The sequence below is a fragment of the Parafrankia sp. BMG5.11 genome (assembly GCF_004337455.1).
The window spans coordinates 22,056-39,704 of record NZ_SJXI01000167.1 but is presented as its reverse complement, the minus strand read 5'-3'; the positions used below and the strand labels follow the sequence as shown (position 1 = coordinate 39,704).

3 protein-coding genes and 1 pseudogene are annotated in these 17,649 nt (G+C 76.2%); all 4 read left to right on the top strand.

The window, feature by feature from the left end; translation table 11 throughout:
- Positions 1–96: 96 nt before the first annotated feature.
- Positions 97–1,848: pseudogene (locus tag E0504_RS48745) on the top strand (SDR family NAD(P)-dependent oxidoreductase); the annotation flags it as partial.
- Entirely contained in the window at positions 1,845–11,930 is a 10,086-nt protein-coding gene (locus E0504_RS53250; protein ID WP_373694022.1) for a type I polyketide synthase, read from the top strand. The pseudogene E0504_RS48745 and the gene E0504_RS53250, both read left to right, overlap by 4 nt.
- The gene (locus E0504_RS53915; protein WP_373694021.1) at positions 11,927–16,327 is read left to right on the top strand and encodes a type I polyketide synthase; all 4,401 of its coding nucleotides are present in this window, start codon (positions 11,927–11,929) and stop codon (positions 16,325–16,327) included. Before E0504_RS53250 ends, E0504_RS53915 begins: the two co-directional genes overlap by 4 nt.
- Positions 16,328–16,396: 69 nt before the next feature.
- Positions 16,397–17,635 (top strand): crotonyl-CoA carboxylase/reductase, encoded by a 1,239-nt coding sequence (gene ccrA / locus E0504_RS48715; RefSeq protein ID WP_112104596.1) that lies wholly within the window; start codon positions 16,397–16,399, stop codon positions 17,633–17,635.
- Positions 17,636–17,649 lie beyond the last annotated feature (14 nt).

Below are 17,649 nucleotides of genomic sequence, written 5' to 3'. Positions count from 1 at the left end.
ACCGAAACCCTCGAACAACTCGGTGCGGGCCATCCGGACGGCCCCCGGGACGGCGCGGGAACCGACCCCGACGAGGAGCGCACGGCCGCCGCCCCGGTGGTGATCCCGCTCCTGCGCCGGGACCGCTCCGGCACCACGACCTTCGCGACCGCGCTGGCCACCCTGCACGCCCACGGCCACCCGGTCGACTGGAACCTTCACCCGGCGCCCGCCGAAACGACCGCCGCCGACGCGGACGCCGCCTCCGGTGCCGACACGGGCGAGGCGACGCCCACGGCTGACGCCGCGTTCCCCGCGCCGCCGGTGGCCCTGCCCACCTACCCCTTCCAACGGCAGCGGTACTGGGTGAGCACACCGACGACCGCCGCGGACGCCGGCGCGGCCGCGGATGGCCCGGCGGGTGACAGCGGAACCTTCTGGGCGGCCGTCGAACGCGGCGACCTGACCGGCCTCACCGACGAACTGGGTCTCGATGCGCCCGAACGGGCCGCGGCGCTGGAGGCCGTCCTGCCGGACCTCGCCACCTGGTGGACGAACCACAAGACCACCGCGACCGCCGACTCCTGGCGGTACCGGTCGGTGTGGCGCCCGCTCGCGAGCGACCAGGGTGCCCGGCCGGCGAACCGTTCCCTCGCCGCGGCGGACACGGCGAGCGGCCGGTGGCTGGTGGCCGTGCCCGCCGGCGCGGACCTCGACCGGCATCGCCCCGCCTGGCTCGACGCGGTACTCGCGGAGCTGCGCGCCCGCGGTGCCGACACCACGCTGGTCGAGGTCGACCGGAGCGCGGCGGAACGCGGTCGTCTCACCGACCTGCTGCGAACAGCGGTGTCCGGCGGGCCGTCCCCGCTCGGCCCGCTCAGCGGGGTGCTCTCGCTGCTCGCCCTGACCCGCGGCGCGACACATCCCGACCACGGCTCACTGCTGTGGGGTCTGGGCGCCACGACCGCGCTCGTCCAGGCCCTGGGCGAGGCCGAGGTGGACGCGCCGTTGTGGTGCGTCACCCGCGGCGCGGTGTCGACCGGGTCGGGCGATCCGGTGGCCGACCCGGACGGCGCGCTGGTCTGGGGTCTCGGCACAATCGTCGCCGCCGAGCACCCGGGCCGCTGGGGCGGCCTGGTCGACGTGCCCGAGACGGCCGGTGACGCCGTCGCGGCGCGGCTCGTCGCAGCGCTGCACGGCGGCGGGGAGTCGCCGGGCGAGTCGGAGCTCGCCGTGCGCGGATCCGGGCTGCTCGCCCGGCGGCTGGTGCGGGCCCCGCGGATCCCCGCCCAGCCGAGGACCGAATCCGCGGCCGCGACGCGGGGTTGGCAGCCTGGCACCGAGACGGGCACGGTGCTCGTCACCGGCGGGACGGGTGCCCTGGCCGGCCATGTCGCCGGCTGGCTGGCCCGCCGCGGCGTGCGCCACCTGCTGCTGGTCAGCCGGCGCGGTGCGGACGCGCCGGGGGCCGCGGCGCTGGCCACGCGGCTCGGCGAGCTGGGGGCACGGGTGAGTTTCGCGGCGTGCGACGTCGCCGACCGGGCCGCCCTGGCCGGGGTCCTCGCCACCATCCCCGACGACCTCCCGCTGAGCGCGGTGGTGCACACGGCGGCGGTGCTCGACGACGCCCTGCTGGCGAACCTGACGCCCGCCCAGCAGGACCGGGTGCTGCGCGTCAAGGTCGGCGGGGCGCGACACCTGCACGAGCTCACCGCCGGCGTGGCGCTCGAGGCCTTCGTGCTGTTCTCCTCGGTGGCGGGCCTCGTCGGCATAGCCGGGCAGGGTAACTACGCCCCCGGCAACGCCTACCTGGACGCGCTGGCCGCGCATCGGCACGCCGCGGGACTGCCCGCCACCTCGATCGCCTGGGGCCACTGGGCCGGCGACGGGATCGCCGAGCCGAGGCTGGCCAGCCAGGGGCGGCGGCACGGTTTCGCGCCGATGGATCCCCAGGTCTGCGTCGCCGCGTTGGAGCGGATCCTCGAACAGGAGGAGACACAGCTCGTCGTGGTCGACGCCGACTGGCCCACCATCCGCCGCGCCCGGCCGTACCGGCTGCTCGACGAACTCGTCCAGGTCCGGGAGGCCGGTGCCGGCTCGGGCGGTACGCCCGGCGCCGGCGGTGCGCCGGGTACCGCCGGGGAGGCGCCCGGTGCGGCGCTGGTCCGGAGCCTGTCCGAGGCGAACGCGGCGGAACGCCGGCGCATCCTGCTCCGCCTGGTCCGCACCGAGGTCGCGGCCGTGCAGGGACATGCGACACCCGACGCGGTGGACACCGCGCGCGGCTTCCGCGAGCAGGGGTTCGACTCGCTCACCGCGGTGGAGCTGCGCAACCGGCTGAACGCGGCGAGTGGGCTGCGGCTGCCAGCCAGCCTGATCTTCGACTATCCGACCCCACGGGTCCTGGCCGACCACCTGGGCGAGCACCTCGTGGCACAGGCGGACGCCGCGGGCGCGGCGAGCACCACGGACACGGCGAACACCACGGTCCTGGCGGACCTCGACCGACTGGAGGCCCGGCTCTCCCGCCTGCCGGCGGGCGGAGACGAGCACCGCCGGGCGGGCGAGCGGATCGCGGCGCTGGCGGCCGCGTGGAGCCGCTCCGAGCCGGGGAACCCGGGCGCGGCGGAGCTCGCCGACGCCTCCGACGACGAACTCATCGACTTCATCGGCAAGGAGCTCGGGATCTCATGAGCGACGACCAGATCCGGCGCCTGCTGAAGCGGGTGACCGCCGAACTGCACGAGACCCGCGGCCGGCTGCGCGACGCCGACGAGGCCGGCCGCGAACCGATCGCGATCATCGGGATGGCCTGCCGGTTCCCGGGGGGCGTCGCCTCCCCGGAGGATCTGTGGCGCCTCGTGGCCGACGGTACCGACGCGGTCGGCGACCTCCCCGCCGACCGCGGCTGGGACCTCGACGGTCTGTACCACCCCGACCCGGACCACCACGGCACCTCGTACACCCGTCGAGGTGCCTTCCTGGACGACCCGGGGATGTTCGACGCGGACTTCTTCGGGATCTCGCCGCGGGAGGCGCTGGCCACCGACCCGCAGCACCGGCTGGTGCTGGAGACGGCGTGGGAGGCGTTCGAACGCGCCGGGGTCGACCCCGCCGGGCTGCGCGGCAGCGCCACCGGGGTGTTCGTCGGCACGAACGGCTCCGGATACACCGAGTTCCTCTCCCACGCGCCGCGGGAGGTGGCCGGCTACCTCGGCATCGGCAGCGCCGCCAGCGTGCTCTCCGGCCGGGTGTCCTACTCCTTCGGGTTCGAGGGCCCGGCGGTGACCCTGGACACCGCCTGCTCGTCGTCCCTGGTCGCGCTGCACCTGGCCGCACGGTCGCTGCGCAGTGGCGAGAGCACGCTGGCACTGGCCGGCGGGGTGACGGTGATGACCTCACCGGCGGTGTTCGTCGAGTTCGCCCGCCAGCGCGGGCTGTCGGTGGACGGCCGCTGCAAGGCCTTCGCCGACGCGGCGGACGGCGTCGGCTGGTCCGAGGGCGTGGGCCTGCTCCTGCTCGAGCGCCTGCGCGACGCCCGCCGCCTGGGCCATCCGGTGCTGGCCGTCGTGCGGGGTTCCGCGGTGAACTCCGACGGTGCCTCGAACGGGCTCACCGCCCCGAACGGGCCCTCCCAGCAACGGGTGATCCGGGCGGCGCTCGCCGACGCCCGGATCTCCCCCGACGAGGTCGACGCGGTCGAGGCGCACGGGACGGGGACCCGGCTCGGCGACCCCATCGAGGCCCAGGCGCTGCTCGCCGTCTACGGCCAGGACCGGCCCGCCGAACAACCGCTGTGGCTGGGCTCGGTCAAGTCGAACATCGCCCACACGCAGGCCGCGGCGGGCGTCGCCGGGGTCATCAAGACGGTGCTGGCGATCCGCCACGGCGTGCTGCCGCGGACGCTGCACGTCGACGCGCCCACCTCCCAGGTGGACTGGTCGGCCGGCGCGGTGCGGCTGCTCACCGAGGAACGGACCTGGCCTCGCACGGGACGTCCGCGCCGGGCCGGGGTGAGCTCGTTCGGGGTGAGTGGCACCAACGCCCACGTCCTGCTGGAACAGGCCGAGGCGTCGGACGAGGCGTCGGACGGGCCGTCGCCCGATCCCCGGGCCGGGACCGGCCCGGCTCTTCCCGTTCCCTGGGTGCTGTCCGCCCGCACGCCCGCCGCGCTGCGCGCGCAGGCCGACAACCTCGCCCGGTTCGTCGGTGGCCGCGACGAACCGGCGCCCGCGCTGATCGGGCACGCACTGGCGACCAGCCGCTCGGCGCTGGAGGAACGCGCGGTGCTCGTCGCCACCGGGCGGGCCGAACTGCTGGCCGGCCTGGCCGCCCTGGCCCACGACGAACCCCATCCCGCGCTCGTCCGCCGGCCCCGGGCACCGGGGGCCGGCCCGACGACGGCCGGGGGTTCCGACCACCAGGTGGTCTTCGTGTTCCCGGGTCAGGGGTCGCAGTGGGTCGGCATGGCCGGCGACCTGCTGTCCTCGGCGCCGGTGTTCGCCGAGCGGATCGCGGCCTGCGAGCGGGCGCTGGCCCCGCACGTCGACTGGTCGCTGACCGACGTGCTCGCCGGCGCCGAGGGGGCCCCCTCGCTGGAACGGGTCGACGTCGTACAGCCGGCGCTGTGGGCGGTGATGGTGTCGCTGGCCGCGCTGTGGCAGGCCCACGGGGTGCATCCGGACGCCGTCGTCGGGCACAGCCAGGGGGAGATCGCCGCCGCCTGCGTCGCCGGAGCACTCTCGCTGGAGGACGGCGCGGCGGTGGTGGCGCTGCGCGGCAGGGCCATCGCGGCGCTGTCCGGGGCCGGCGGCATGCTCTCGGTGGCGGCGACGCCCGCCGAGGTCGAGACCCGCCTGGCCGGCTGGGGAACACGGCTGTCGCTGGCCGCGGTCAACGGCCCGGGGGCGGTCGTGGTCTCGGGCGAGCCCGCCGCGCTGGACGAGCTCGCCGCGGCCTGCCGGGCCGACGAGGTGCGGGTGCGCCGCATCCCGGTGGACTACGCCTCGCACTCGGCGCAGGTGGAGGGCATCCGCGCGCAGGTGCTCGGCGCACTGGCCTCGATCCGGCCGCGGGCCGGTGACGTGCCGCTGGCGTCCACGGTCACCGGCGACTGGCTGGACCCGGCGACGATGGACGCCGAGTACTGGTACACCAACCTGCGCCGGACGGTGCTGTTCGAACCGGCCGTCCAGACGCTGCTCGCGTCCGACCACACCGTGTTCGTCGAGGTCAGCCCGCATCCGGTGCTGACGACGGCGATCACGGAGACGATCGAGGGCCGGGCGCTGTCCGGGGTGGTCACCGGATCGCTGCGCCGCGACGGCGACGGCGTCGAGCAGTTCCTGCGGGGGCTGGCGACGGTGCACGTCTCCGGGGTGACGGTGGACTGGGCCCCGGCGTTCGCCGGCGTCACCGCGCACCGCGTCGACCTTCCCACCTACCCGTTCCAGCGGGAACGCTTCTGGTTGACACCGCCGGCCGTGGGCACCGATCCGCGTGCGCTGGGCCTGACCGGCGCGGCGCATCCGCTGCTCGGCGCGGTCGTGGCCCTGGCCGACGGCGACGGCCTGCTGCTCACCGGGACGCTCTCGGTACGTGACCAGCCGTGGCTCGTCGACCACGCGGTGCGCGGCGTGGTGCTGGTACCCGGCACGGCGTTCGTGGAGCTGGCGATCCGGGCCGGCGACGAGGTCGGCCTGGACGTCCTGGACGAGCTGGTCCTCGAAGCCCCGCTGGCACTGCCCGCCGACGGGGCGGTGACGGTTCAGGTCGTCGTCGGGGGCCCGGAGGGCGAGGACCCCGCCGCGGAGTCCGGCGGCGGGGTCGCGGACGGCGGGGTGACGGACGACCGGGTGACGGACGGCGGGCGACAACGAGCGGTGCAGGTGTTCGCCCGCCCGCTGGACGGCCCCGAGGCGGAGGGCGGCTGGACCCGCCACGCCAGGGGGACACTGCGTCGCTCGGACACCGTGCCGGGCGGGGAGCGCTGGCAGCACGACACCTGGCCTCCGCGGGACGCGCGGCCGGTGGACGTGACGGACCTCTACGACCGGCTCGCCGAGTCCGGTCTGGAGTACGGCCCCGTCTTCGCCGGGCTCCGGGCGGCGTGGCGGCGCGGGCCGGACGGACTCGGCGGGGAGCTGTTCGCCGAGATCGCGCTGCCCGAGGGCGACCACGGCGAGGCGGCGGCGTTCGGGGCGCACCCGGCGCTGCTCGACGCGGCCCTGCACGGCTCGGCGCTGCTGACCGGGCCGGACCCCCAGCCGGACAGGGGTGACCGCGGCGCGGCGCTCCCGTTCGCCTGGACGGGGGTCCGGCTGCACGCCTCCGGTGCGTCCAGCCTGCGGGTGCGGCTCGTCGCCACCGGACGCGACGCGATCTCGGTGCGCGCCCTCGACGGTTCCGGAGCCCCGGTCGCGTCGATCGACTCGGTGGTGGCCCGCCGGATCTCCGCCGACCAGCTGCGCGCCGTGGAGGCGGGCGTGGGTTCGGCCGGAACCTCGGGCACGCCGCGGGACGCCCTGTTCGGGGTGGACTGGATCGAGCTGCCCACCGCGGCGTCCCACGACGAGGTGCGGGCCACGGTGGCGATCCTGGGCGACGACCCGTTCGCGGTCGCGGCCGGGCTGCGCGCGGCCGGACACGCCACCACGGTGGCGCCCGACCTCGCCCGGCTGGGTGGTCCGCCGGACCGGGAGGGGACCGATCCGGCGGAGCTCGGGGACCTCCCCGACCTGGTGCTGCTCTCGGTGCCGTCACCGGCCGCCGCCTCCCCCGGTCCCGGGAGCGACCCGGCGTCGCCGGTGGCCGGTGCCCACGCCCTGGCCGGGCAGGCCCTGGGCTGGGTACAGGAGTGGCTGGGACGGCGCGACCTCGACGGCGCCCGTCTCGTCGTCCTCACCCGCGGGGCGGTGGCCGCCGCGGCGGGCGAGGCCCCGGACCTGGCCGCTTCGGTCGTCTGGGGCCTGTTGCGCACCGCCCAGTCGGAGCATCCCGACCGGTTCCTGCTCGTGGACGTCGACGGCGAACCCGCCTCGGGCGCCGCGCTGCCGGGCGTGCTCGCCACGGCCGCCGCCACCGGCGAACCCCAGGTCGCGCTGCGGGGCGGGCACGCCCGGGTACCGCGACTGGTCCGGGTGACAGCCCCTGCCGCACCCCCCGCCCCGGTGCGCGGAGCGGACAGCACGTCCGGACCCGTCAGCACCGCCGGACCCGTCGGCACGGCAGGACCCGTCGGCACGGCAGGACCCGTCGGCACGGCAGGACCTCTCAGCACGTTCCGACCGGAGGGCACGGTGCTGATCACCGGCGGTCTCGGCCGGCTGGGTGTGCTGGTGGCGCGGCATCTGGTGACCGACCACGGCGTGCGCCACCTGCTCCTGGTCGGACGGCGGGGCAGCGCGACCCCGGGCGCCGAGCAGGTCGCCGGACTGACCGAGCTCGGCGCGCACGTGACGGTGGCGGCGGCCGACGTGACCGACCGGGCGGCGCTCGCGGGCGTCCTGGCCGCGATCCCGGCCGAGCATCCGCTGACCGGGGTGGTGCACGCCGCGGGCGCCCTCGACGACGGAGCGCTCGCCTCGCTCACGCCCGGGCGCCTCGGGCCGGTGCTGCGCCCGAAGGTGGACGCGGCCTGGCACCTGCACGAGCTGACCCGCGGGCTGGACCTGGCCGCGTTCGTGCTGTTCTCCTCGGCCAGCGCCACCTTCGGCAACGCCGGCCAGGCCAACTACGCGGCGGCGAACGCCTTCCTGGACGCACTCGCCGCCCACCGCCAGGCCCGCGGGCTGCCCGCGCAGTCCCTCGCCTGGGGCCTGTGGGCCGACAGCAGTGAGCTCACCGCCCACCTGGGCCAGGCCGATCTCGCCCGCTTCGCCCGCGCCGCGGTCCGCCCCCTCGCCACGACCGAGGGCCTCGCGCTGTTCGACGAGGCCCGCCGGCTGACGCACCCGCTGCTGGTGGCGGTCCCGCTCGACCTGGCCGCGCGGGACGGGCGGATCCCGGCCCTGCTGCGCGGGCTGATCCCGCCAAGGCGGCGCGCCGCCGCGGCGGGAGGCCCGGGCGGGACCGCGGCCACCGGCCGTCCGGCGACCGCGGCGACGGGACTCGCCGCGCGGCTGCGCGCCCTGCCGGTCGACGAGCGGCTGGGCGCGGTCACCCAGCTCGTCGGCACTGAGGCGGCCACCGTGCTCGGCCGCACCGGGCCCGGAGGCGTCGACCCGAACCGGGCTTTCAAGGACCTCGGGTTCGACTCGCTGACCTCGGTCGACCTGCGCAACCGGGTGGCCGAGGCAACCGGGCTCCGCCTGCCGGCGACGGTGGTGTTCGACTTCCCGAGCCCGGCGGCACTCGCCGCGCACCTGCTGGCCGAGATCATCGGCACGGACGGCGACGAGGCGACCGGACGGACCTCTCCGGCGGCGGGCCACACCGCCCGATCGGGGTATGCCTCCGGCGCCGGGACCACCGACGACCCGATCGTGATCATCGGGATGGCCTGCCGGTTCCCCGGCGGGGTGACAACGCCCGAGCAGCTGTGGGAACTGGTCGCCGACGGCCGCGACGCGGTGGGCGCCTGGCCCGACAACCGCGGCTGGGACGTCGACGGGCTCTACGACCCCGACCCGGACCAGCCGGGCAAGTCCTCGACCCGGCACGGCGGGTTCCTCTACGACGCCGCCGACTTCGACGCCGAGTTCTTCGGGATCTCCCCGCGCGAGGCGCTGGCCACCGACCCGCAGCAGCGCCTGCTGCTGGAAACCGCCTGGGAGGCCCTCGAACGGGCCGGCATCGACCCGACCACCCTGCGCGGCAGCGCCACCGGGGTCTTCACCGGCGTCATGTACAACGACTACGCGATGCGGCTGCGGGAGATCCCCGCGGAGCTCGAGGGCTACATCCACAACGGCAGCGCGGCGAGCGTCGCGTCCGGGCGCATCGCCTACACCCTCGGGCTCGAGGGCCCGACCGTCACGGTGGACACCGCCTGCTCGTCGTCACTGGTCGCCCTGCACCTGGCCGCGCAGGCGCTGCGCTCGGGCGAGGCCGACCTGGCGCTGGCCGGCGGGGTGGCGGTGATGGCGTCGCCGGCCGGCATGGTGGCGATCTCCCGACAGCGCGCGCTGTCCCCCGACGGCCGCTGCCGCGCGTTCGACGAGGCGGCCGACGGCACGGGCTGGTCGGAGGGCGTGGGGCTGCTCGCCCTCGAGCGGCTCTCCGACGCGCGCCGGCTCGGACACCGGGTCCTCGCCGTCGTGCGCGGCTCGGCGGTCAACTCCGACGGCGCGTCCAACGGGCTGACCGCGCCCAACGGGCAGGCGCAGCAGCGGGTGATCCGCACCGCCCTGGCCGGCGCCGGGCTGGGCCCGGGCGACGTCGACGCGGTGGAGGCGCACGGCACCGGCACGAAGCTCGGCGACCCGATCGAGGCGAGCGCACTGCTGGCCACCTACGGACGGGACCGCCCCGCCGACCGGCCGCTGTGGCTCGGCTCGCTCAAGTCGAACATCGCGCACACCCAGGCCGCGGCCGGCGTCGCCGGGATCATCAAGATGGTCGAGGCGATCCGGCACGGCCGGCTGCCGCGCACCCTGCACGTCGACACCCCCAATCCGCATGTGGACTGGTCCAGCGGCGAGGTCCGGCTGCTGGTCTCCGAACAGCCGTGGCCGGCCCTCGACCGTCCCCGGCGGGCCGGCGTCTCGTCGTTCGGGGTCAGCGGGACGAACGCCCACGTCATCATCGAGCAGGCACCCGCCGAGCCCGACCGGGGCGGGCCGGCTGCGTCCGCGGTCGTGCCGTGGGTGCTCTCGGCGCGGTCACCGGCGGCCCTGCGGGCCCAGGCCGCCCGGTTGCGCGTCGCGCTGACCGACCGGCCCGCCGCCGGTCCGGCATCGCCGTCCGAGCAGCGACCCTCCGAGCAACGGCCCTCCGACGTCGCGGCCGCGCTGCTGCGGACCCGCACCCGGTTCGAGCACGTCGCGGCGGTGGTGGGCACCGGGACCGGCGAGCTGCTGGCAGGGCTGGACGCCGTGGCCGCCGGCGAACCGGCCGACCACGCGGTCCTCGGCGTCGCGGACGTGACACCGAGAGTGGTGTTCGTCTTCCCCGGCCACGGGGCCCAGTGGGTGGGGATGGCCGAGCGGCTGCTGGCCGACTCCCCCGTGTTCGCGGCGGCGATCGACGAGTGTGCGCGGGCGCTGGCCCCGTTCGTCGACTGGTCCCTGCCCGACGTCCTGCGCGGCGCGACGGCCGGCTCGGCCGACGTTCCCTCCTTCGACCGGCCGGACGTGGCCCAGCCCGCGCTGTGGGCGGTGATGGTCGCCCTGGCCGAGCTGTGGCGCTCGTTCGGCGTACGGCCCGACGCGGTGGTCGGTCACAGCCAGGGCGAGGTCACCGCGGCGACCGTGGCGGGAGCGCTGTCGCTGTCGGACGCCGCGCGCATCGTCACCCTGCGCAGCCGGCTGCTGGTGGGCCTGACCGGTCGGGGTGCCATGGCCTCCGTCGCGCTGCCGCTCGCGGAGATCACCCGCCGGCTGGAGACCCGGGCCGGCCGGCTGTCCGTGGCCACCGTCAACGGGCCCGCCGCGGTGGTGGTGACCGGCGACGAGGAGCCGCTCGACGAGCTGCTCGCCGAGCTGGCCGAGGAGGGCGTGCGGGTGCGCCGGCTGCGGGGCGCGGTCGTGGCCGGCCACTCCCCGGTGATCGACGACCTCCGGGACGCCGTCCTCGGCGGGCTCGCCGAGATCACCCCGCGCGCCGGTGAGGTGCCGCTGCTGTCAACGGTGACCGCCGACTGGCTCGACACCACGACCATGGACGCCGCGCACTGGTTCCGCAACCTGCGCCAGACGGTGCTGTTCGAACCGGCGATCCGCGCGCTGGCCGAGCAGGGCCACACGGTCTTCGTCGAGGTCAGCCCCCATCCGGTGCTGGGAGTGGCGCTGGCCGAGACCCTGGACGCCCTCGGCGGGCCGGCGACGGTCGTGACCGAGACGCTGCGCCGCCAGCACGGCGGCCTGGACCGCTTCGCCGTCTCGCTCTCCAGGCTGGCCACCCGCGGGGTGCCCGTCGACTGGTCGCCGCTGGTTCCCGGGACGGACGCCCGCCCGGTGGACCTGCCCACCTACCCCTTCCAGCGACGCCGCTACTGGCTCGACGGCGGCGGCGCACTGGTCGTCGGCTACGCGGTGGACGGCCTGGACGCGCTGGGCCTGACAGCGCAGGAGGGCGGCGCCGCGGCCGGCGGGAACGGATTGCTGACCTGGCTGGCCGGCGTCGAGGAGGCCGAGCGCGGGGAGCTGCTGCTGACACTGGTCCGGACGCAGGCCGCGACGGTGCTGGGGCACGACCCGGAGACGGTGGGCGCCGACCGGGCCTTCAAGGAGCTGGGCTTCGAGTCGCTCACCGCCGTCGACCTGCGCAACCGGCTGAACGCGGTCACGGGCCTGACCCTGCCGGCGACGCTGGTCTTCGACTTCCCGACACCGGCGGCGATCGCGGCGGAGCTCGCCGACCGGCTGGCGGACCGGCTTGCCGCTCTGGGCGACCTGACCGCCGGCCCCGACCCCGCCCACACCGCCCATGGCGCCCATGGCGCCGACGGCGTCATTCCCGCCGCGGACCGCACCGGCGGGAACGGCTCGCGTCGTGCGGGGTCCGGGCTCTCCGCCGCGGCCAGCCTCGACCTGCTCGAGGCCGCGCTGCCCCGGCTCACGTCCGGGGCGGACCGGGTGCGGGTGCTGGCCCGCCTGCGCACGCTGGCCGCGTCGTGGGCCGACGGCGTCGAGACGGGCCCGGTCGACCTGGACGGCGAGCGGTCCGTCGGCACCGCCGCGGCCGGAGCCGGCGAAGCGGCGAGCCGGGCGCACCTCGACACGATCGACCTGGCCGCCGCCACCGACGAGGAGCTGTTCGCCCTGATGGACGACGCCGAAGGACACGCCTGATGCCAGACGACGACAAGCTGCGGGAGTACCTGCGCCGGGCGCTCGGCGACGCGCAGGCCGCACGCAGGCGGGTCCACAGCCTCGAGGCGCGTGCCCGTGAACCACTCGCGATCATCGCCATGGCCTGCCGTTTCCCCGGCGGGGTTCACTCCCCGGAGGACCTGTGGGAGCTGGTCGAGCAGGGCCGCGACGCGGTGGGGCCGTGGCCGACGAACCGCGGCTGGGACGTGGAGGCGCTCTACGACCCGGACCCGGACCGGCCGGGCACCTCGTACACGCGCAGCGGGGGGTTCCTCCACGACGCCGGCGAGTTCGACGCGGCGTTCTTCGGGATCTCCCCGCGCGAGGCGCTGGCCACCGACCCGCAGCAGCGCCTGCTCCTGGAGACCGCCTGGGAGGTGCTGGAACGGGCCGGTGTCGACCCGACGTCGCTGCGCGGGAGCGCGACCGCGGTGTTCGCGGGGCTGGCGAACCAGGACTACCTGATCGGCATCGGCGAGATCCCCGCCGAGCTGGAGGGCCACGTCGCCGTCGGCAACCTCGGCAGCGTCGCGTCCGGCCGGATCGCCTACACCTTCGGCTTCGAGGGCCCGGCGGTCACCGTCGACACCGCCTGCTCCTCGTCCCTGGTCGCGCTGCACCTGGCCGGGCAGGCTCTGCGCGGGCGCGAATGTGACCTGGCGCTGGCCGGCGGGGTGACAGTGATGGCCACCCCCACCGGTTTCGTGGAGTTCTCCCGCCAGCGCGGGCTGGCCACGGACGGACGCTGCAAGGCGTTCGCCGGCGCGGCGGACGGCACCGGCTGGTCGGAGGGCGTCGGGCTGGTCGCGATCGAGCGGCTCTCCGACGCCCAACGGCTCGGCCACCGGGTGCTGGCCGTCGTGCGTGGCTCGGCGGTCAACTCCGACGGCGCGTCCAACGGCCTGACCGCGCCCAACGGGCCCGCGCAGCAGCGGGTGATCCGCGCGGCGCTGGCGGCGGCGCGTCTCGCCCCGTCCGACGTCGACCTGGTGGAGGCGCACGGCACCGGCACTACGCTGGGTGACCCGATCGAGGCGGGCGCCGTGCAGGCGGTGTACGGCCGGGACAGGCCCGCCGACCGGCCGTTGTGGCTGGGGGCGCTCAAGTCGAACATCGCGCACACCGCCGCGGCCTCCGGGGTGGCGGGTGTGATCAAGACGGTGATGGCCATCCGCGCCGGGGTGCTGCCGAAGACCCTGCACGTCGACACCCCGACGCCGCACGTCGACTGGGGCGACGGCGACGTCCGCCTGCTCACCGAGGCCCGGCCGTGGCCGCGCACAGGTGCTCCGCGCCGGGCCGGGGTGTCGTCGTTCGGCGTGAGTGGCACGAACGCCCACCTGATCCTGGAGCAGGCCCCCGAGAACCCCCCCGCCGCCACGGCGACGGGTTCGGGCGTGCCGGGCGAGGACGCCCGACCCGCGCGGCGGCCACCGGCACTGCCCTGGGTGATCTCCGCCTCGACGGCGCGGGCGCTGCCCGCCCAGGCACGGGCCCTCGCCGCGTGGCTGCGGACCGGCGTGGACGCCGACCCGCTCGACGTCGGGTACTCACTGGTGACCACCCGCGCCCGGCTGGCCCACCGGGCGGTCGTGGTGGCCGCTGACCGCGACGGCTACCTGGCCGCTCTGGACGCGCTGGCCGAGGGCCGCGCGACCACGGCCGTGGCGCGGGGCCTCGCACGCCGGGGCCCGACCGACGCCGGGCCGGCCGTCGGGCCCGGGGGGCGCCTCGCGTTCCTGTTCACCGGGCAGGGCAGCCAGCGGGTCGGCATGGGGCGCGAGCTGCACTCGTGGTCGACGGTTTTCGCGCGGGCGTTCGACGAGGCCGCCGCGGAGCTCGACCGCCAGTTGGCGGACCACCACGAGGGGACCGCGCCGAAGCCGCTCGCCGAGGTCGTGTTCGGCGCCGGTCATCCCGACCGGGTGGACGCCGACGCCGGGTCGGCGACCGGGCCGGCCGGTCTGCTGGACCAGACCGTGTACACCCAGGCCGGGCTGTTCGCGGTGGAAGTCGCCCTCTTCCGCCTGCTGGAGAGCTGGGGGCTGCGGCCCGACTTCGTCGCCGGGCACTCGATCGGCGGGATCGCCGCCGCGCACGCCGCCGGGGTGCTGACCCTGCCCGACGCCGCGGCGCTGGTGGCGGCACGGGGCCGGCTGATGCAGGCCTGCCCGCCCGGCGGGGCGATGGTCGCGGTCGAGGCGAGCGAGGACGAGGTCCTCGCGGCACTCGCCGACCTGCCGGGCGCCGGTGAGGACGTGGGCGGGTCGGGCGCCGGGGCGGGCGTGGGCATCGCCGCCGTCAACGGCCCGGACGCCGTCGTGCTCTCCGGAGACGAGGCGCCCGCCCTCGCGTTGGCCGCGGTGTTCGCGGACCGGGGTCGACGGACCCGCCGGCTGCGGGTCAGCCACGCGTTCCACTCGCATCGTCTCGACGGCATGATCGAGGAGTTCCACCGGATCGCAGACAAGATCGTTCTCTCCGAGCCCTCGGTGCCGGTCGTCTCCGACCTGACCGGGGAGCTGGCGGGCCCCGGGGAGCTGACGTCGGCGCGCTACTGGGCGGACCACGTGCGCCGAACGGTCCGGTTCGGGGCGGTCCTGACCCGGCTGCGTGCCGCCGGGGTCACCCGCTTCCTCGAGGTGGGCCCGGACGGCGTCCTCACCGGGATGGCGCACGCCGCGCTGTCCCCGCGACCGGACTCCGCCGCGGACACAGGCGCCCGGGAGGTGGTGCTGGCTCCGGCGCTGCGCCGGGACCGGCCGGAGACGGCGACCCTGCTGGGCGGCGTCGGCCGCCTGTACGCGCACGGGGTCGCCGTGGACTGGCCGGCCCTGTTCGACGCGCTCACGGTCGCGGGCCCGGCCGCCGACGCCCCGCTCGGGCCACGACCGCGCACGCTCGACCTGCCCACCTATGCGTTCCAGCGGCGGCACTTCTGGCTGGCGGGCACAGCCGTCCGGTCCGCGCCCGCCGTCGGCGGCCCGCCCCTGGCGTCCGGGTCCGGCGACGCCGGGGACGACGTCGGTGACGGTACCGTCACCGACGTCGAGGTGTGGAGGGCCCGGCTGGCCGCGGTGGCGGGGCCGGACCGAGAGCCGCTGCTGCTGGAGCTCGTGGTCGGCGAGACAGCCGCCGCCCTCGGGCACGACACCCCCGAGGACGTCGAACCCGACCTTGCGTTCACCGAGCTGGGCCTGGACTCGCTGACCGGGCTGGAACTGCGCGACCGGCTGAGCGCGATCACCGGGCTGACGCTGCCCGGCGCCGCCGTCATCCACCATCCCACGCCGCGGGCCCTGGCCGAGGCCCTCGGCCGCCGGCTCGACGAGAGCGCGGCCGGCGCGCGGGCCGGCGGCACATCGGTGTTCGGAGCTCCCGCACCTCCCACCGCGGACGGGGCGGCGGCCGTCCCCGATCCCAGGTCCGGCGCGGTGGCTGCCGACGGCGCCGCGGTCCGCACCGCCGGGACGCCGGCGCCGACACCGACGGGGGACGCCCGACCCAGCGCGCTCGCCGAGGTGTACCTCGGGCTGTGCGCGGCGGACCGAACGAACCAGGCGGCGGCGGTGCTGGTCGCGGCGTCGTCGGTCCGCGAACGCTTCGGCCGTGACGAGCGCGCCTCGCACGCCGGCGCGCCGGTCCGGCTCGCGCGGGGACCGGCCCGTCCCGGTCTCGTCTGCCTGCCCTCGCTGAGCGCGCTGTCCGGACCGCACGAGTACCTGCGCTTCGGCCGCTCCTTCCAGGGCACCCGTGACGTCTTCGTCGTGCCCGCACCGGGCTTCACCGACGGCACCCTGCTGCCCGACGCGCTGGACACGTTCGTGGACCTGCTGGTCGACGCGGTGGTGGCCGAGGTCGACGGGGAGCCGTTCGCCGTGGTCGGCCGCTCCCTCGGCGGCTGCGTGGCGCACGCGGTGACGGCCGGCCTGGAGGATCGGGGCCTTCGCCCGGCGGGGCTCGTCATGGTCGACACCTATCCGACGGACGCCGCCGCGACCCCGGGCATGGAGTGGTGGCTGCCGTCCCTGATCCGCGGGATGCTCGCCCGCTCCGGGCAGTTCGACCTCTCGCTCAACGACACCAACCTGACAGCCATGGGCGGCTATCTGGAGGTGTTCGGGCCGTGGCAACCACGTTCCGTCGCGACGCCGACGCTGCTGCTGCGCACCACCGAACCACTGCCCGGAATGCTGCCCGATCCCGACGACGACGCCACCGGCCCTGCCGGTTCCGCCCCGCGCCGGGACTGGCGTGCGTACTGGCCCCTGCCGCACGACGCGGTCGACGTCCCCGGCAATCACTTCTCGGTGCTGGAGGAGCACTCGGAGACGACCGCCGAGGCGGTGCGCGCCTGGCTGGATCCGCTCGGCTGACCCGGCCCGCCCCCGGCCGCCCGACGACCGACGACCGAACCATCCGACGACGAGAACGGCAGGCACACGATGGCCCACACGAGAGTGAAGGAACTGTACGAGCCCGGCACGCTCCCGCCCGCCGGCTCCGTACCCGAGCTGATGTACGCAGCGGTCATCCGTCAGGACCGCCTCGGCCCGCCCGACAAGGCGATCCGCACCGAGGTCGTGCCGGTGCCCGAGGTCGGCCGCGGCCAGGTCCTCGTCCACGTGATGGCCGCCGGCATCAACTACAACAACGTCTGGGCCTCCCTCGGCCGGCCCGTCGACGTGATCGCCGCACGGATGCGGCTCGGGGACCCGGTCGACTACCACATCGGCGGCTCCGAGGGTGCCGGCATCGTGTGGGCGGTCGGCGAGGGTGTCCGGCACGTCAAGGTCGGGGACGAGGTCGTGCTGACCAGCGCGCAGTGGGACGAGACCTCACCCGACATCCGGCTCGGCACCGACCCGATGGCGTCGTCGACCCAGCTCGCCTGGGGCTACGAGAGCAACTTCGGGACGTTCGCCCAGTACGCGCTGGCCGACGAGTACCAGTGCCTACCCAAGCCCGCGGGGTTGGACTGGGTGGACGCCGCCAGCCTGATGTGCACCGGCGCGACCTCGTACCGGCAGCTGTGCGGCTGGCCCCCGCACATGGTCGAGCCCGGGGACCCGGTGCTGATCTGGGGCGGCGCGGGCGGGCTGGGCTCGATGGCGATCCAGATCGTGCGCTACCGGGGCGGGCGCCCCGTCGCGGTGGTCTCCGACGAGGCGCGCGCCGAGCACTGCCGCCGCCTCGGCGCCGTCGGCACGATCAACCGCCGCGACTTCGACCACTGGGGCCGGCTGCCCTCGGTGGACGACACCGAGGCCTACCGCGGGTGGCTCGACGGCGCCAAGCGGTTCGGCGCGCAGATCTGGGAAGCGCTCGGTGAACGCCGCGCGCCCCGGCTGGTACTGGAGCACTCGGGTCAGGACACCCTGCCGACCTCGATGTACGTGTGCGCCACGGGGGGCATGGTGGCGATCTGCGGCGGCACGTCCGGCTACAACGGGGACCTGGACCTGCGCTACCTGTGGATGCGTCAGAAGCGCCTGCAGGGCTCGCACTTCGCCAGCCTGCGCGAGTGCCGGCAGGTCGTCGGTCTGGTCGCCGAGGGCGTCCTCGACCCCTGCCGGACCGTGATCGGCACGCTCGACGACGTCGGATACGCCCACCAGCTGCTGCACGACAACCGGCAGCCGCCCGGGAACCTCGTGGTCCGGATCAACTCCCTTCCCGACTGATCGGCGCCCCCGCG

What these genes read in the sequence shown, in the direction of transcription:
- ccrA (WP_112104596.1), top strand. Translation starts at nt 16,397, where the DNA reads ATGGCCCACACGAGAGTGAAGGAACTGTACGAGCCCGGCACGCTCCCG.